Annotated in this window: 16 protein-coding genes; 12 read left to right on the top strand and 4 right to left on the bottom strand. The window is 51.6% G+C overall.

Features of this window, described 5'->3' with window-relative positions; all coding sequences use genetic code 11:
• Window positions 1-93: 93 nt before the first annotated feature.
• From L6H70_RS11380 to L6H70_RS11355, 6 genes are all read left to right on the top strand, one after another.
• Entirely contained in the window at window positions 94-735 is a 642-nt protein-coding gene (locus L6H70_RS11380; RefSeq protein WP_236332827.1) for a ComEA family DNA-binding protein, read from the top strand.
• A gap of 137 nt (window positions 736-872) precedes the next feature.
• Window positions 873-1,427 carry a deoxycytidylate deaminase gene (locus L6H70_RS11375; RefSeq protein ID WP_423802793.1) on the top strand — a complete coding sequence of 185 codons (555 nt, stop codon included), beginning with the start codon at window positions 873-875 and terminating at the stop codon, window positions 1,425-1,427.
• A 123-nt stretch (window positions 1,428-1,550) separates the two neighbouring features.
• Window positions 1,551-4,178 carry a ComEC/Rec2 family competence protein gene (locus tag L6H70_RS11370; protein ID WP_236332823.1) on the top strand — a complete coding sequence of 876 codons (2,628 nt, stop codon included), beginning with the start codon at window positions 1,551-1,553 and terminating at the stop codon, window positions 4,176-4,178.
• Window positions 4,179-4,432: 254 nt separating this feature from the next.
• Window positions 4,433-4,972: an RNA polymerase sigma factor gene (locus L6H70_RS11365; protein ID WP_236332820.1), complete on the top strand. Its 540-nt coding sequence runs from the start codon at window positions 4,433-4,435 to the stop codon at window positions 4,970-4,972.
• Window positions 4,969-6,144 (top strand): hypothetical protein, encoded by a 1,176-nt coding sequence (locus L6H70_RS11360; protein ID WP_236332818.1) that lies wholly within the window; start codon window positions 4,969-4,971, stop codon window positions 6,142-6,144. Before L6H70_RS11365 ends, L6H70_RS11360 begins: the two co-directional genes overlap by 4 nt.
• 120 nt (window positions 6,145-6,264) lie before the next feature.
• Entirely contained in the window at window positions 6,265-7,290 is a 1,026-nt protein-coding gene (locus tag L6H70_RS11355; protein ID WP_236332816.1) for a LacI family DNA-binding transcriptional regulator, read from the top strand.
• A 138-nt stretch (window positions 7,291-7,428) separates the two neighbouring features.
• On the opposite strand, the gene L6H70_RS11350 is transcribed toward L6H70_RS11355, so the two are convergent.
• Complete coding sequence (locus L6H70_RS11350) at window positions 7,429-8,382, bottom strand: sugar kinase (RefSeq protein WP_236332814.1); 954 nt, start codon at window positions 8,380-8,382, stop codon at window positions 7,429-7,431.
• 355 nt (window positions 8,383-8,737) lie between these two features.
• On the opposite strand from L6H70_RS11350, the gene L6H70_RS11345 reads away from it, so the two are divergent.
• The 5 genes from L6H70_RS11345 to holA all read left to right on the top strand — a co-directional run bounded on the left by L6H70_RS11345 (window position 8,738) and on the right by holA (window position 13,166).
• Complete coding sequence (locus tag L6H70_RS11345; RefSeq protein ID WP_236332811.1) at window positions 8,738-9,379, top strand: bifunctional 2-keto-4-hydroxyglutarate aldolase/2-keto-3-deoxy-6-phosphogluconate aldolase; 642 nt, start codon at window positions 8,738-8,740, stop codon at window positions 9,377-9,379.
• A 212-nt stretch (window positions 9,380-9,591) separates the two neighbouring features.
• Window positions 9,592-9,831: a hypothetical protein gene (locus tag L6H70_RS11340; RefSeq protein WP_236332809.1), complete on the top strand. Its 240-nt coding sequence runs from the start codon at window positions 9,592-9,594 to the stop codon at window positions 9,829-9,831.
• Between the two features lie 268 nt (window positions 9,832-10,099).
• A complete protein-coding gene (locus L6H70_RS11335; protein ID WP_054941836.1) occupies window positions 10,100-10,651 on the top strand; it encodes an RNA polymerase sigma factor in 552 nt (183 codons plus the stop codon).
• A complete protein-coding gene (locus L6H70_RS11330) occupies window positions 10,648-11,862 on the top strand; it encodes an anti-sigma factor family protein (RefSeq protein WP_236332807.1) in 1,215 nt (404 codons plus the stop codon). Before L6H70_RS11335 ends, L6H70_RS11330 begins: the two co-directional genes overlap by 4 nt.
• 284 nt (window positions 11,863-12,146) lie before the next feature.
• Entirely contained in the window at window positions 12,147-13,166 is a 1,020-nt protein-coding gene (gene holA / locus L6H70_RS11325) for a DNA polymerase III subunit delta (protein WP_236332805.1), read from the top strand.
• 130 nt (window positions 13,167-13,296) lie between these two features.
• On the opposite strand, the gene L6H70_RS11320 is transcribed toward holA, so the two are convergent.
• The 3 genes from L6H70_RS11320 to rpsT form a co-directional block, all read right to left on the bottom strand.
• The gene (locus L6H70_RS11320) at window positions 13,297-13,665 is read right to left on the bottom strand and encodes a DUF1304 domain-containing protein (protein WP_236332803.1); all 369 of its coding nucleotides are present in this window, start codon (window positions 13,663-13,665) and stop codon (window positions 13,297-13,299) included.
• 26 nt (window positions 13,666-13,691) lie between these two features.
• Window positions 13,692-14,189 carry a DinB family protein gene (locus tag L6H70_RS11315; protein ID WP_236332801.1) on the bottom strand — a complete coding sequence of 166 codons (498 nt, stop codon included), beginning with the start codon at window positions 14,187-14,189 and terminating at the stop codon, window positions 13,692-13,694.
• A gap of 365 nt (window positions 14,190-14,554) precedes the next feature.
• Entirely contained in the window at window positions 14,555-14,827 is a 273-nt protein-coding gene (rpsT, locus tag L6H70_RS11310) for a 30S ribosomal protein S20 (protein ID WP_054941831.1), read from the bottom strand.
• Window positions 14,828-15,138: 311 nt separating this feature from the next.
• On the opposite strand from rpsT, the gene gpr reads away from it, so the two are divergent.
• Window positions 15,139-16,149: a GPR endopeptidase gene (gene gpr, locus L6H70_RS11305; RefSeq protein ID WP_054941830.1), complete on the top strand. Its 1,011-nt coding sequence runs from the start codon at window positions 15,139-15,141 to the stop codon at window positions 16,147-16,149.
• Window positions 16,150-16,162: the final 13 nt, after the last annotated feature.

Below are 16,162 nucleotides of genomic sequence, written 5' to 3'. Positions count from 1 at the left end.
TCGTTAAATGTATGCGGGGCAGTCTTGGACAAATGACAGGTTTTTAAACGTATTTTTGAATAAAATTCCAGTTAACTGAAGGAGGACGGCTTGATGAACAAAAGAACGATTGCTTCAGCTATCGCCGCGGCGCTGCTGGGCGGAGGGCTGGTCTGGGCTGCGGACCACAGGGCAGAAGAGGGGATTGCAGGCTGGGAAACGCTGAACGCCGGAATGGCGCAGGCTTTGGGGGCGGGTGATGGTGGGGCGGAAACAGGAGAAGGTGGTGTTGCTCGTAACGTTGCTTCCGGTAATGGTGCGTTAGAAAGCGACGTGGATAACGAGGCCGGGGCATCGGATGCCGTAAGCGGTAGCGCGGGCGGATCAGTGGCTGACGGTGCAGCAGCGGGCAGCGGAGCCGCAGTTTCAGGTGCAGTGAGCGGGAGTGTGTCGGCTGGATCGGCGGGTAGCGGTGGAGGCGCAAGCAGCACAGCGGACGGGGGAAGTGTAGGTACGGCACCCCCTGCTGCAGTTCCGCCAGCTGCAGTTCCGCCAGCGGCGGACGGCAGGATAAATGTGAACACAGCCGATGCCCAAGCGCTGATGAACCTGCCGGGCATCGGGGAGAAGAAAGCGCAGGCGATCATCGACTACCGCAGCAGCATAGGGGCGTTCCGCAGCGTAGCCGATTTGGGCAAGGTGAAAGGGATCGGCCCCAAGATGCTGGAGCAACTGGAGCCGCTGGTTGTTTTTTGAGGCAGAAAGCTCCGTGTGTTATATTGGCGGGAACTGGAGCAATCGGATTGGAAGTAGTTTATAGTTCGATTGTCGGCCATTTCACTTGTTTCCCGGACATGCTTTATAGTGAAAGAATGCCGCATTATGTTACAATAATGAACAACTATTTTATGAGGAAGTGGAGATTGCTGATGACTGTGGCCTACCGTAAGAACTGGGATACATACTTTATGGACATTGCCTGCATGGTCTCCACCCGCTCACGCTGTCCCCGCCGCCATGTCGGCGCTGTGCTGGTGCAAGGCAAGAAGCTGCTGGGCACCGCCTATAACGGCGCACCCATGGGTGTTCCGGACTGCTCAGAAGCTGGCTGTATGGTCTCTGAGCAATATGAGCGGGAGATCGTTGGCGGCGTAGAGACGATGGTGAAAAAGCAGCGCTGTATCCGCACTATTCATGCTGAGCAGAATCTGCTGCTGTTCACCGACCGGAGTGACCGGGAAGGCAGTACAGTCTATGTCACGGACGAGCCGTGCTGGACTTGTGCTAATATGCTGGCTAACAGCGGGATTGTGGAGATCGTCTATCTGCGTCCTTACCGCAAGGATATGGAGAAGGTAGAGGCAATGCTGGGTTCCAAAGGGATCGTGTTCCGCCAATTGGAGAACTATGAGCCGCCCAAGGAGACCATGATCACTGTATCAGAATAACCGGCGGCACTGCCGCAGCCGGAGTAAGAATAAGCTTCAGGGGAAGAACCTCTGCACACGCTATGTTTGCGTATGCAGGGGTTCTTTTTCTGTGAAGAGGCGATTACAGAAGGAGGGATGCTCATGAACAGAAGGCCGCTCTTAAGCTTCACAATCTGCTGGATTGCCGGCAGTTCGGCAGGCTATTTATTCTCCGGTCACAGACTGTTGATCTACATCGTCGGCTGTTTGCTGCTGGTCGGGATCTGGGCAACCAGCAGGGGGATACGCTGGAGAACAGCTGCGGTGTTCGGTCTGGCAATCGCTGCGGCAGCCCTGTATTGGGAATGGAACGAAGCCCGCAATGTCAGCCTGCTGCCGGAGGCACTGGGAAAACCGGCAATCGAATTGAATGAGATTTACGTTACAGCCGCAGGTGTTATAACGTCTCCGGTGGAGCGGGACGGGGACCGGGTGGATTTTACGGTAAAGCTGTCCCGGATCGGAATGGATCAGCAAGGGGGCCAGACAAAAGACGCAGCAGGTGAACTTGTCGCCGTGCAAATTAAGCTCCAGGCTGAAAGTGAAATTGCGGTGGCTGCCGGATGGCAGCGGGGAGATAAGGTACTCATTGAAGGAGAGCTGCAGCAGCCGCAGGCGGCGCGGAATTTTGGCGGATTCGACTACCGTGCATATCTGCTGACCCAGAAAATCCACTGGCTGCTAAAAGGGGCGGGAACGGCCAGCGTTAAGGTTAAACCTCCGGCATCCTGGCAGCCATCCGAGATCCTCCGCTGGAGTGATGCGGTGCGCGCTGCGCTCGGTGCTGAAATGGATCGCTTATTTCACGAGCCGCATGCCGGATATATGAAGGGGCTGGTCATAGGAATCCAGAAGGATCTGGACCCGGAAACCTTCAAGCAGTTCTCGCAGCTGGGCCTGACGCATATTCTGGCCATCTCGGGGATGCATGTTGCCGTTTACGTCGGGGTGATCTTATTTGTCCTGCGCCGCTGCCGCGTCACCAGGGAAACGGCTATAACGATAACCTTGCTGCTTGTTCCGGTATATGTACTGCTATCCGGTGCCGGTCCGTCGATTGTTCGCGCCGGGCTGATGAGCATGATCGCCTTGTTGGCGGCAAGGTTCGGGATGCTTAAAGACGGGATGAACATTTTGGCTGCATCAGCGCTGCTGATGCTGGTCTGGAATCCCTATCTTCTGCTCAGTGTCAGCTTTCAGCTGTCCTTTCTGGTAACGGCGGGGCTCATGGTTTACACGCCTCTGGCTGCGCCTTTGTTTAGACGTCTTCCCAGGTGGCTGGGCAGCACCGTTTCGGTAACACTAATCGCACAGCTGGTGTCTTTTCCGCTCACCATCTATTACTTCAATCAATTTTCGCTGCTGTCCTTTCTCGCAAATCTGCTGCTTGTTCCGTTTATCACTTTTCTGGTACTGCCACTCGGAACGCTGACGCTGCTGCTAGGAAGGTTCTGGAACGCGGCAGCACTTGTCGTTGCACGGTTTGCAGAGTTTTTGAATAACGTTACGTTTGCAGGGGTGGAGCGGGTGAACGGATTTAGTGCCGGTGTCCTGATCTGGGGTTCACCTTCACTATTATGGATTTGCGGTTATTACGCGCTGCTCTATGGCGTGTTGTATATCTTGAAGCGGCGGACGGAAGTGAAGCTAGCTCCCCAGTACATGGAGGATGAAACCAGACCGTTGTCAGAGCTTGAGCACCCGGGGGATGACAATCGCCTCCATCACAAAGACAGAAGTGGCGGAGCGTTATCGCCGCATCAACTGTTCCCCATTCCGGGTTCATTCCGCTGGAGCGGTCCGGCTGCTGTGCTGTGCGCCGCCGGGATGGCGCTCCTGCTGTACAGAGGCTATTATGCGGAGGACCTGAGTAGTGGCACAGGAGCTATCAGCTATCTGGACGTGGGCCAGGGTGACAGCATCCTGATCACTACACCGGAGGGAGCGCATATTCTGGTCGACGGTGGGGGGACGGTTAGCTTCGGGGACCGGGAAGAATGGCGCATCCGCCGCAGCCCGTTTGAGGTCGGGGCCAAAACGCTGCTGCCCTTGCTGAAGCAGCGGGGCATCCACCGGCTGGACGCAGTGATCTTAACCCATGGCGATCAGGATCACGCGGGCGGGCTGCAGGCTGTGCTGGAAGGTATGCCGGTCTCGTCACTGCTGTTCAACGGAACGCTGACCGGCACGGAGGAGTATGGCGAACTGATGGATACGGCGCTTGCGAAAGGTGTCCGGATATACGCCGTACATCAGGGGCAGATGCTTGCTCCGGATGATGAGACGCGGTTATTCTTCCTTTGGCCGGAGCCAGAGGAGGATAGTCATACACTACTCCATGAAGTGGAGGATCAGAATCATGAATCGGTCGTATTCCGGCTGGAGATGAACGGCCACAGCTTTCTTTTTACAGGAGATATGGATCATGCGGCGGAGGAAGACATTATTCAAGCAGGGCAGCAGTTTGGTATAGGTGAGAGCGGGCCTGTCGACGTACTGAAAGTAGCGCACCACGGCAGCAAAACCGCAACAAGCGCAGCCTGGCTGAAGTTCTGGAATCCCGCTGCAGCGGTGATCTCTGCCGGGGTCAACAATCTGTACGGGCACCCCAATGCTGGTGTATTGGAACGATTGTCAGACTCGGCTGCGGCGGTATACCGGACGGATCTGCAGGGAGAGATCCAGCTCAGGGTACGGAAGGAAGGGGTGACTGTGAGGCATAAGCTTTAAGCACCTGGCACCCATCAATTGCATGCATATTTCCCTGTACCCTGTAGCTGGAATTGCTGTTATTATGCTGGTAAGGTTTGTCACTGGGTCCCCGCCTGATTCGCCAGCGCTCTGCTGACCGGTACCGGAGAGGTAAGTTTTTATTAAGTATTACGGCATTACTGGTCTATTCAGATATTTACATAGAGTATAGGAAAATTTAGGGAACCATTTGCAGCCTGATGAGTCTTATTGGGCGAGAGGTGAGGGAGAACATGCACAGTGAAGAATTACCTTATGCCGTGGCTTATGCACCGTCCATGACGCTGCGGGAGATGATGGAGACGTACGGCTCGGATGTGTGGCATTATGCGTTTTTTCTGACACGCAGCCGCGAGCAGGCGAATGACATCAGCCAGGAGGTGTTCCTGAAAGCCTACCGGAGCATCGGAAAATACCGCGGAAACGCCTCCCTGAAAACCTGGCTGCTGACGATTACCCGCAATACGGCATTCAGCTGGAGACGGAGCAGCTTTTGGCGCAGGTTCGCCCCGCTTGGGAACGAGCAGGATATGCGCCAAGCGATGTCTGCAGAGAAGGAAGCGATCAGCAACCAGTATGTAAGCAGGATCTGGGAACTGATTATGGAGCTGCCGGATAAGCACAGGGAAGTGCTGGTGCTGGAGATTCAGCAGGGGTTGTCCACCACGGAAATGGCTCTACTGCTCGGTGTGGCCGAAGGAACGGTCAAATCCCGGCTGTCGCGGGCCAGAGACAAAGTGAGAAAGGCGCTGGAGGAGGAGGAAAAGCGATGAAGAACAAACAGTTTGAGAACTCAGCAAACACGTCAGATCAAAAGCCTGAATGGTACCGTCAGGCCGGACGCGGTCCGTTTCAGGAAGACGGCTTCACCCCGGAGCTAATGGCCCGGATCGAGCTGGCAGCCGAAAGCCGCGCTGGAACAGGCAGAGGATTCTTTTCACGCAAAAGCCTCAGTATCGCCGGGGTATCAGCCCTCCTGTTGCTCGGTGTTCTGGTCTGGCCGCTTGGAAGCTTCGGCAAGGGCGATTACGCTGGCCAGATTGCCTCCTTGTTCGGTAAATCTACAGCTTCTGCGGTGCAGCCATCGGCCGTGCCTGCTCCTTCAGCAGCTGCGAAGGATTATAACCCGCCTGTTGGTTCGGCAGAGTTCGAAATCAGGGGACAGAAGTATTACATGCCTTTGCCGCTGGACCGGAATAAGATTCTGGCTTACGCTGCTGAAACCGTGGAAGGGATTGTCTGGTCACCTCCTCCGCCGATGGTGGACTACATGAAGCCAAAATATACACATAACACAGAACCATATTCGCTTTATCTGACTCCCAAAGGTCACCCTGAGCTGTCGGCTGCATCAGCCAAACGCATCTATACCTTCCCGCTTTATGCCGGTGGGGCACAGACATACTATAACCTGGGCGGGATTTATGGTGCCGGGAAGTATGCCGTTTTGTTCAGCAGCACATATACCTTAGGGCAAGGAATCGCCAATCATTCCAAAGCGAAGCTGTCTGTCCTTGATGTGCAAAAGGCAGCTGCGGGAGCAACTGTAACGCCAAGAGAGATATTGACTTTTGAAAAGGAATATGGATACTACAAGTCATTAATCTCTATCGACCTGGAGCATGAGGAATTGCTGCTGGTGTACTATACCCCCGGCGATAATGAGAAGTGGGTTACCCATAACAAGCTGTATAATCTCGAATCCGGCGAATCGCAGGTGCTTACGGGAGAGATCACTATAGATCAAAAGGATTCAGGTGCTAAAATAACGACCTCGTTTGCAGACAGCGACTTGAATACTTTGCTCCAAAGTAAGATCTTAACTGCACACTATGAAGTAAACGGCGAGAAACGCTCACCTGAATTCACGCTGCCGCTTGGCCAGCAATGGCTCTACGACTGGTGGCTTGAAGAATACGGTGTAAAGTATGAGCCGCAGTACTAACCAATTCCGTATAACCTGTAGCTCCGATAATTGATTACTAGATAATTTACTAAAAAAAAGCTATACTTTTGATAATATCAAAGGTATGGCTTTTTTATTTAGGCAGAGTGGAGCGGAAAAATGAAGAAATTAACGATTGAGGATGTCGCCCAAAAAGCGGGAGTGTCCAAAAGCACAGTCTCGCAATTTTTGAATAAACGGTTTAAATATATGAGCGAGGCCACGAAGAACCGGATTGCCGATGTGATCGAGGAGCTGAACTATCAGCCGAACGGCCTGGCCCGCAGCCTCAAGCAGAACCGTACCCATATGGTCGGGATTATTGTAGCGAATATCGACTATTCCTTGTCCATCCAGTGCATCCGGGCGATCGAAAATGAGCTGTCACTGCGCGGCATTCAGGTCATTATCTGCAATGCCGATGAGAACGCTGATAAAGAGAATACTTATGTGGAAACGTTAATCGCGCGCCAGGTGGACGGGTTGATTATTTTCCCTACAGGCGATCAGTCTTCAGCTTATAGTAAGTTAATTGATGCGGAATATCCGCTTGTTTTCATGGACCGGCTGGTGGAGGGGGTAACGACCCAGAGTCTGCTGCTGGATAATGAAATGGCCGTCAAGACAGCGGTTAAGGAGCTGACGCGCCACGGTCATGAGGCGATTGCGATTCTTTCGCTGCCGCTTGGGCCGCATGCAATTACACCGCGAAAGGAAAGAATGAGCGGCTACAAAAAGGCAATGGAGGAAGCTGGTCTGCCGCTGAATGACCGGTACATGCGCAGCGTGCCGCGGGAAGAGATCTCCGCTGCGCTCGATGATTTGCTGCGCCACCCGCAGCCTCCCACAGCGCTACTCGCCGCCAACGACCTGGTGCTGGGCGAAATTCTCAAGTATGCGAACCGTCACTCCATTGCCATCCCGAGCCGTCTGTCCGTCATCGGCATAGACGATGCTGAGTTTGCCCGGATATACAATCCGGCCATCACGACGATCCGCCAGCCGGCTTATGAGATGGGAATGCAGGCGGCGAAGCTGATGCTCTCATTGATTGAGGATCAGGATGCCGCCGTCCCGATTACGTACCGTTTTCCGCCTGCACTCCAGCTGGGCCAGTCGGTACAGCCGCCGTCAGCAGCGGAATAAACCGGTTTATATCTCCGCCGGTAACAACTTGTTCTACCTCCAATGGTCAAAAACAAAGAGCAGTGATCCCTCAATAACGGGGAACGCTGCTCTTTTTGTTGTCATACTATTTCTGCGGTGCCGGATATTCGCAATTTCCTAAACGCTGGCATTCATGAATTGTTCCAATCCTTCACGGGTTGGCAGACCATCCATATCTCCGGGAGACATAACCGCCAGTGCGCCGATTGCATTGCCGCGTTTCACAGCTTCGGCTACGGTAAGCTGTTCAAGCATTGCGCTGATCACACCAACGGCGAATCCATCCCCGGCTCCTACCGTATCAACGACCTCTTTCACCTTGAAGCCGTTCACATAACCTTCTTCTCCGGTGGCCGTTTTATAATAAGCGCCTTCCGGGCCCAGCTTAATCACCACAAGCGATACTCCCCGCTGCAGATAGTAACCGGCGATTTCCTCCGGTGTCTCCAGGCCGGTCAGAATTTTGCCTTCGCTAAGGCCCGGCAGGAACCAGTCGCAGCGTGTAGCGAGATCATTGATCGTATTTACCATCGTCTCTGTGTCTGGCCAAAGGGTTGGACGCAGATTCGGGTCCAGGGAAACGGTTTTGCCGTTCTTTTTCATAAATTCCATCGCGTGCAGGGAGAATTCATGGCAGGACTTCGAAAGGGCCGAAGAAATGCTGGTTACATGCAGATGGCCTGCGGATGCAAAATAGCTTTCATCAAAATCAGCCAGGCTAAGCTTGGAGGCAGCGGAATTTTTGCGGAAATATTCTACCTTGGGATCGCCGGTAAGCACCTTGGATTTGATCAGCATTCCGGTTGAGAATTCTTTGGTATAAGTGATGCTGTCAGTGTCAATGCCCTCTTTGTTCAAGGCCATGGCGATGAATTGGCCGAAGTTATCTTCACCAAGCTTGGTTACGTATCCGGTCTTGTGGGCCAGACGCGACAGTCCGGTTGCTACATTGCTCTCTGCTCCGGCCAGTGCCTTAGAGAATGAGGTGACCTCATGCAGCGGGCCTGTCTCATTGGCATAAAACATCGCCATCGGTTCTCCGAAGGTGACGGCGTTCAGTTGTTTACTCATTAATATTCCTCCTCAGGGTAATACAAAGCCCTGTATATTGATTAGTAATTTGAAATTATCATATAAATCGGTTTTGTACAATAAGACATTACTCATTCCGCAGGGAGAATTTTGTGAATAATAATATATTTGATCGAAAAACCCTTTGTGGGTAAGGTTTTTCGCGGTTTTTTTAACGGAGTCAGCAGATTTGTATAAAAACTTATTGACTGTTAACGGTATTATTATTACTATTTCCATAGAAGTATTTATGAGTGTGTTAGTAAATTAGATAAAATAGTTTATCTAAAATAATATTTAATGCTTTTGATTTTTGCAATGGAATCTATTTTTTATTAGGAGAGGAAGTTAAATCATGAAGAAAATAAAAGTTTTGCAAAACATCTCATCTGTTGGTGTAGTCGCGGTTATCCGTGCGGATAATGCCGACGATGCTTATAAAATGTCAGCTGCCTGTATCGAGGGCGGACTGAACAACATTGAGGTTACCTTTACGACTCCGGATGCAGATGTGGCGATCAAGCGCCTGGTAGCCGAATACAGCAGCCGTGCAGTAATTGGTGCAGGTACAGTACTCGACCCCCTTACAGCTAGAATTGCCATTCTAGCCGGATCGGAGTTTGTGGTCAGCCCTTCTTTTGAAGAAGATACTGCCAAGATGTGCAATCTTTACGGGATTCCTTACATGCCGGGCTGTATGACGCTGAATGAAATGAAGGAAGCGCTGAAGCTGGGCGTAGACGTACTGAAGCTGTTCCCGGGCAGCGCCTTCGGACCTGATTATGTCAAAGCAGTCAAAGGCCCGATGCCGCATGTCAACATCATGCCTACAGGCGGTGTGGATCTGAACAATATGGAGAAATGGATTGCGAACGGCTGCATCGCAGTAGGCATCGGCGGCAACCTGACCGCTCCGGCCAAGGAAGGCCGCTACGACCAGATCACTGAGCTGGCTGCGCAGTATGTAGCTAAGTTTAAAGAGATTAAAGGCGCGTAATCACTGGCTTCAGCCTCTGATCATGTACATTTGCAGAAATCCCATTACTGCTTGGCCGCACTTAGCGTCCAGGCAGTTTTTTTGTGAAATTCCTACATCTAAATGAAGCTAAATGATGGTTTTCCCTCAGATCAGGGCAATACTTACAGAGAAGGCATTGAAGAACATGCTTAAGCTCTGAAGAATGTCTCTGATCTAAGAAAGGAGCCGTCATGCGCGGGAATGATGATCATAGGACGCTGTACCGGACCTTAAATGAAGAAGAAGCCGAATATGTGCAGATTCTGTCCGCTGTGCGCGGCTGCCGGGTGACTGCCGGTAAGATGTATAAATTGCACCGGAATTATAATAATCCGCATATTTTTGAACAGGGTGAAATGTATGTAGTGGATGATGACTCCAAGGACAATTACGCAGTATTGATGCTGTGTGCTTCCATACTATATCGATAATCCGGGCTGTCTCCAGTGTAGCGAAATCTGCTGCGGAGGCGGCCCTTATTTGATTTCAATTTTGTAATAAACTTCTGTAAAAGAATATTTGAAGATTGGGCGCTTCCCTTGTATGCTTAGTAAGGATTATTGACGGTTTCCGGACGGAACCAATGGGTCTCCAAGACGTAACATGTAAAGTTTGGTATTCTTAAAATATTGATTACAGGCTTGCAACAAATTCGCAGTCTTGCGCGTCAGTAAGATTGCATAGAGAGGGGGAACCTTCGTGGTGGAGCAGGGACTCATCAGAGCCGCTCAAGCGGGCGATCGCGACGCTCTAATCACCCTATTGCGGGAAATTGAAGGACATGTGTATAAGACGGCCTTCTACATTTTGCATAATGAACAGGACGCTCTGGATGCCTCACAGGAAGCGCTCATCAGAGTGTATACCAAAATTGGTTCCTATGAAGAGAAGGCCCAATTCAAAACATGGGTTCAGCGGATCGTGACCAACATTTGCATTGACAAATTCAGGAGAACGAAGCCTACCGTTTCTATCGATGAGCACGAGATGGTGTTCCAGGATAATAAACATAACGTAGAGCGCGAAGTCATGTCCGGTTATCTGGCGGAGGATATCCGCGAGGCAATCGAACAGTTGCCGGAGCATCACCGGACGGTGATTGTACTGCGGTATTTACAGGATTTTTCTTACAACGAGATTGCAGACTGTCTGGACCTGCCGCTGAACACGGTGAAATCCTACCTGTTCCGGGCCCGGCAGCAGCTGCAGAATAGACTTCAGGAGTATCAGAAAGGTGGTGTATCAGGATGAAGTGCACGGAGGTGATAGAATGGATGCACCGTTATTTGGATCATGATCTCAGTCCAGATGAAACTATAGAGATGTATCGGCATATCGACAATTGTCCTTCTTGCGCGGAAGTCTTTAATCGGTTGACTCTGCTCTCCGAACAATTGGAACAGCTGCCGGATGTTAAGCCTCCTTTCAGCCTGGTTGATTCAATTATGCCTCAGCTTGAGAAGATTGATCTTGGTGTTCAAGCGGAGGATGCAGCAGCTTCGGAGGACACTAAAGTCATTCCAATGACACGCAAAGGTACGCATGGCAAAACAGTCAAAGGAACCTCCAGAGCAGCTTCCATGGCTGCGCGGACAGGCATTGGCGCAGTTGCTGCAGCGATTATTCTGGTGATTGCCATCTTTAATATGCCGGACAGCATGCCGGCGGCAGATGTGGAGCAATCATTGAACCAGGCGGCTGATATGGCTGGAAGCAATGAAACCATGAGCAAGATGACAACGGGGAATTCGGATACAGCAACGAAAGAGAATGCGGATAACGCTGCTGCGCCTAACGCTCAACTCTCTGAATCCGCCGGCGCAGGCGACAGTGGAACAGTTGATGGTGGAGCAGCTGACAGTGCGGCTCCGGCTACGATAGATGCCGGACCGGCAGCGGAAGCTACAAAAGCAGGCCCTGCTGTGAGCGAGGGACCCGCTTCGGCAAAGCGGAGCACGTCAGTTACCCGTAACAGTGAACAGGCTACTCCGGCCCCCCGGTCTGACATCAAAAGCGGCGGCGGCAATATGAGTGCTCAGGACGCCCGGATTTTTAATGAGGAGGATACGGCTGCAGACAATTCAGCACCGGCGCAGGATGTTGAGCAGACTCCGGCGGCTGAAGAGGCTGGGACGATGGGGCTGCTGCCTATGCTGAAAGCCCAGTCCCCCTGGACCTCACCGGACGGAAAGTATTCTGCCGAGCTTGCCGGACAGCAGCTGGTAATCTACAGCGTTCCGTCAAGCGGCCTTCAGGAAGAACGGACCGCGGTAACCTCGCTTCCGCTGGAAGGCACCTGGGTATCCGGTACTTGGTCGGAGGACAGCCTCCAGTTTACGTATGTAACCTTGAAGGATGGCTCCGAAGTTTCCAAGGTATACACGGTTCCGGATGCTGGAGCTGCCGGGGCGCCGTCAGCTTCGCCGGACGCTTCGGCGACAGCCCTCCCGGGTAATAAATAATTATAGTTGGAACTTTTTAGGGGCATACGGAATATGCTATGGTAAGAGGACAGGAATTACAGGACTTGCGAGTTTCATCGGTATGACCGCCGGAAGTGAAGTTTCTAGAGCTTCTCCTTCCGTCGTTTATATAGATGCGCCGCTGAAACGGAGCAACTTTGGCTTTTGTGCCGAGGTTGCTCCGTTTTTGCATGTAACCAAGCAGCGAAACTCCCTATGTTTATAACGTTTTTTTTGTTAAACTATAAAAATGGTTATGATGAAATGGAAAAGGAAGTGGCAGGATGGATGCCAAAACGGCGGCCAAGGACATCAGGCAGGGGAAGATTTCACCGCTATATGTGCTCTACGGCAGTGAGAAATTCCGGATGAATGAATTTGCGGCCTTGCTGGAGGATCATCTGATCGCCAAAGAGGATCGTGATTTTGCGGTAATACCCTTCGACCTCTCCGAGACGCCGGTGCAGGCGGTGGTGGAAGAAGCGGAGACGGTCCCGTTCATGGTAGAGCGCAAGCTGCTGCTGGTAAGGGATGCCTCGCTGTTTACGGCGGGCAAAGAGAATGCGAAAATTGAGCACCGGGTAGAGCTATTAAGTGAATACATGCAGGCTCCGGCCGATTTTAGTGTAATTGTGTTTCTGGTCAATAACGATAAGCTGGATGAACGCAAAAAGATAGTCAAAGCAGCCAAAACGGCCGGAACGGTACTGGCTTTTAATCCGCTGGGTGCAGAAGAGCTGTTGCGATGGGTGGAAAAAGGTTTTAAAGACCGCGGCTGTGCGGTGGCTCCGGGAACCGCGGAGGCCCTTGTAGCAAGTGCTGGCACAGGGCTGCAGAACCTGTCCGCCGAAATGGACAAGCTGTGCCTGTTCGCCGGAGCTGGCGGTACTGTAGATGCAGCAGCTGTGGAGAGCCTTGTACACCGGGGAACCGAGCAAAATGTGTTCACGCTGGTGGAAGATATAGCGAATCTGCGCCTGGATAAGGCACTTAATACACTCTATGAGCTACTGAAGCAACGCGAGGAGCCGATTAAGATTGCCGCGCTGATTGCCCGGCAGTTCCGGATCATCCTGCAGGTTAAGGATCTGTCTGCGCTCAGCTATTCACAGGGCCAGATTGCCGCTCAAGTCGGACTGCATCCTTATGCCGTTAAGCTGGCCGGAGAGCAGGCCCGCAAGTTTGAGAGCCAGCGGCTGCGGCAAATTCTGAGCATCCTGGCGGATCTGGATTATCAGATGAAAACAGGTGCCATCGACAAGGTGCTCGGGCTGGAGATGTTTATGCTGCGTCTGGGCGCCTAGTACCCCGGATGTGTAAGTGACCTATACTGAAAGAGTCTGCCTAGAGCAGCTTTTTCTATTGATCCAGCAATAAAACTGCCCCCGATGCTGCATCGGGGGCAGTTTTACAAGCTGATGGACAAAACCGGATTTACAGATTCGCCAGAAGAAGGGCGATAATAGCCAGAAAAGCAGGGAGGCCCTGGACTAACAGAATGGATCTCTTGGCCGTCATACCGCCATAGACGGCTGCAACTCCGACACAGATTAGAAAAAACAGCTGAAGCTGAAATCCGAATGTGTCGTTCGGATGGAGTAAGCCCCACACCAGACCGGCGGCCAGAAATCCATTGTACAGACCTTGGTTGGCTGCGAGAGATTTCGTGTCCTGCGCTAACTCCTTGGTCATTCCGAACGCCTTCTGCGCTCTGGGGGTAGTCCAAAGAAACATCTCCAAGGCTAAAATATACACATGCTCTAACGCTACTAGCGCTACAAGTATTGTACTCAAAATCATCATTTTAATTTTCCCTCTCTTGTGTTGGATTAAGCGGGATAACCTCCGCCGGGCGGCGGCCAGGCCCCGTGTAGACGGCGAAGCAAAACAACTTCTCCTAGATGGTAGGAATTATGAGAGGCGATATTACGTAGGATTCCGCCCTTAGTCTCCCCTGGGAAACCGGGGAGCGGTTCGTCCAGCTGTACGGTCCGGGCAAAAGCAACAGCTTTCTCCACACCTTGCAGCAGATGCCTCACGGTGTCCTGCCATTCTGCTTCGTCTCCCGGGGTTTGCTCCTCAGGCCAGCTCTCCATTACACTTCCTGGCGCTTGCGGTTTACCCCCCTCCAGGAAGGTCAGCATGAAATCCTGCCAATAGCTCATATGCTTTATTAATTGATAAATGCTGTACGGAATCCCCTCCGTAGTTTGTCCGGCGAGCTCGGGTGTAATATCCGGCAAAGCTCTGGCAATCGGAATATGTCCGCGTTCTCCAATTAACGATTTCACAAGAGCTAAACCAAAAGCAGAATTGGATTCGGACATCATGAAGCTCCTTTCTTAATTTAATATTAGTATTCAAATTATATTTTACAAAATCTAATTTAGCAAAAGTAAATATACCTAATTTCTGTAATTTTGTCAATTGCCCAGGTCTATTCCTCTAAGCTCGGGTATACTACCACGATGAAGTTCTGATGCTATTGCCGCTATTCCAGAGCTGCAGTTTATATTTGGGGATTTTACAGAGATAACTGTTTTGGGTGAGGGGAATATACAAAAGAGCCTGCCCTAGACGCTTATTCAGCGCAGGACAGGCTCTTCTTATTCTAATGGGAACAAAAAAACCTAACCGTATGCAGCATAGCGGTCAGGTTCTTATAGTGCTCATTATGAATGTCGCCCTTGGCTTAGGCTTGAGCCTTAAGAGCGTTCAATTTCTTCGCCAAGCGGGATTTTTTGCGGGCAGCCGCATTTTTATGAACCAGACCTTTAGTTACGGCCTTGTCCAGCTTTTTGGAAGCAGCTTGGAAAGCAGCATGAGCAGTTTCAACTTCCGTTCCTGTCAGTGCTACATCAGCAGTTTTCACAGCTGTACGAAGCGCGGATTTCTGGGAAGCGTTCAGTGCACGGCGTTTTTCGGTCGTCTTGACGCGTTTAACCGCGGATTTGATATTTGGCATTGCATTCACCTCCTGAAAGACATTCGAAATCATTAATCAAATGATTCACAACTTAAAATAGTTTAGCATGACCGGTAGTAAAATGCAACACTAAATACTATTGATAAAGCCTGCGCTTCTACAGGTGAACTCCAAGAGATAAGGCCCGGCGCTCTGTCTATTCGCATGTTCATGAATGAAATTTTTTTGAGCTGCAATTATATATCCGTCCCGTTTGTATAAACAATGCACTTCTCTCGCACACTACTGGACAAAAAGAAGTTCATCAAGGGTGCATAGGCTCACAAAACTTTTAGGAGGCTGAACTAGCGATGGAACTGGATCTTCAGCTGTATTCGGTACGCACGGACCTGGCGGTAGAGGCGAAAGAAATGGCCCAAGGACCGCTCAAAACGCCGATTCCCGGTGTGAACGAAGAGGTGGAAGAAGCGGATGGGATCAAGGTTACGCGGCTTGGCGTGGCGAATAATGCCGGCTCTCAGGCCATTGGGCGCGCGATCGGAAACTATGTAACCCTGGAGGTTCCGGCGCTGCGCGGCGGAGATACCGGCCTCCAGCAGAAGGTGTCCGTCGTGTTTGCCCGTGAATTCGAGCAGTTTATGAATAGAATCGGCATCAATAAAAATTCCTCGGTGCTGATCGTCGGCCTCGGGAACTGGAATGTGACTCCCGATTCGCTGGGTCCGCTGGTTGTGGAGAATGCACTGATCACGCGGCAATTTTATGAGCTGGTTCCTGATCAGGTGTCTCCAGGGTACCGTAATGTCAGCGCCATCGCTCCGGGTGTGCTTGGTCTTACCGGGATTGAATCCAGTGAAGTCGTTCAGGGCATTGTGGACCGCACTAAGCCGGATGTGATCATTGCGATTGATGCGCTGGCCTCCCGTTCGCTGGAGCGGATCAATACAACGATTCAAATCGCCGACATCGGGATTCATCCCGGATCAGGTATCGGCAACAAGCGCCGGGGGTTGACGAAGGAAATTCTTGGGGTCCCCTGTATAGCCATCGGTGTGCCTACCGTTTGTTATGCTTCTACGATCGTCAACAATGTGCTGGAAATGATGAAGAATCATTTTGGTCAGATGGGGGACGGCAAGGCGCATACCAAAGAGATCATGGGCATGCTGGATGATATCTCAGAGCAGGAACGCCTGCAGCTGGTGAAGGAAGTGCTTGAGCCCCTGGGCCATGATCTGATCGTTACACCCAAGGAGATCGATGAATTTATTGAGGAAATCGCCAACATTGTGGCCAGTGGACTGAACGCCGCACTGCATGACGCGGTTGACCCGGGGAATGTCGGCGCATATACCCACTAATCCGTTTCTATTT

Origin of the sequence: Paenibacillus auburnensis (genome assembly GCF_927798115.1) — a bacterium.
Taxonomy (GTDB): Bacteria; Bacillota; Bacilli; order Paenibacillales; family Paenibacillaceae; genus Paenibacillus_AQ; species Paenibacillus_AQ auburnensis.
Note: the sequence above shows the minus strand (reverse complement) of the source record. Positions and strands in the feature narration are given on the sequence as shown.

What these genes read in the sequence shown, in the direction of transcription:
- L6H70_RS11380 (WP_236332827.1), top strand. Translation starts at nt 94, where the DNA reads ATGAACAAAAGAACGATTGCTTCAGCTATCGCCGCGGCGCTGCTGGGC.
- L6H70_RS11375 (WP_423802793.1), top strand. Translation starts at nt 873, where the DNA reads ATGAACAACTATTTTATGAGGAAGTGGAGATTGCTGATGACTGTGGCC.
- L6H70_RS11370 (WP_236332823.1), top strand. Translation starts at nt 1,551, where the DNA reads ATGAACAGAAGGCCGCTCTTAAGCTTCACAATCTGCTGGATTGCCGGC.
- L6H70_RS11365 (WP_236332820.1), top strand. Translation starts at nt 4,433, where the DNA reads ATGCACAGTGAAGAATTACCTTATGCCGTGGCTTATGCACCGTCCATG.
- L6H70_RS11360 (WP_236332818.1), top strand. Translation starts at nt 4,969, where the DNA reads ATGAAGAACAAACAGTTTGAGAACTCAGCAAACACGTCAGATCAAAAG.
- L6H70_RS11355 (WP_236332816.1), top strand. Translation starts at nt 6,265, where the DNA reads ATGAAGAAATTAACGATTGAGGATGTCGCCCAAAAAGCGGGAGTGTCC.
- L6H70_RS11350 (WP_236332814.1), bottom strand. Translation starts at nt 8,382, where the DNA reads ATGAGTAAACAACTGAACGCCGTCACCTTCGGAGAACCGATGGCGATG.
- L6H70_RS11345 (WP_236332811.1), top strand. Translation starts at nt 8,738, where the DNA reads ATGAAGAAAATAAAAGTTTTGCAAAACATCTCATCTGTTGGTGTAGTC.
- L6H70_RS11340 (WP_236332809.1), top strand. Translation starts at nt 9,592, where the DNA reads ATGCGCGGGAATGATGATCATAGGACGCTGTACCGGACCTTAAATGAA.
- L6H70_RS11330 (WP_236332807.1), top strand. Translation starts at nt 10,648, where the DNA reads ATGAAGTGCACGGAGGTGATAGAATGGATGCACCGTTATTTGGATCAT.
- holA (WP_236332805.1), top strand. Translation starts at nt 12,147, where the DNA reads ATGGATGCCAAAACGGCGGCCAAGGACATCAGGCAGGGGAAGATTTCA.
- L6H70_RS11320 (WP_236332803.1), bottom strand. Translation starts at nt 13,665, where the DNA reads ATGATGATTTTGAGTACAATACTTGTAGCGCTAGTAGCGTTAGAGCAT.
- L6H70_RS11315 (WP_236332801.1), bottom strand. Translation starts at nt 14,189, where the DNA reads ATGTCCGAATCCAATTCTGCTTTTGGTTTAGCTCTTGTGAAATCGTTA.
- rpsT (WP_054941831.1), bottom strand. Translation starts at nt 14,827, where the DNA reads ATGCCAAATATCAAATCCGCGGTTAAACGCGTCAAGACGACCGAAAAA.
- gpr (WP_054941830.1), top strand. Translation starts at nt 15,139, where the DNA reads ATGGAACTGGATCTTCAGCTGTATTCGGTACGCACGGACCTGGCGGTA.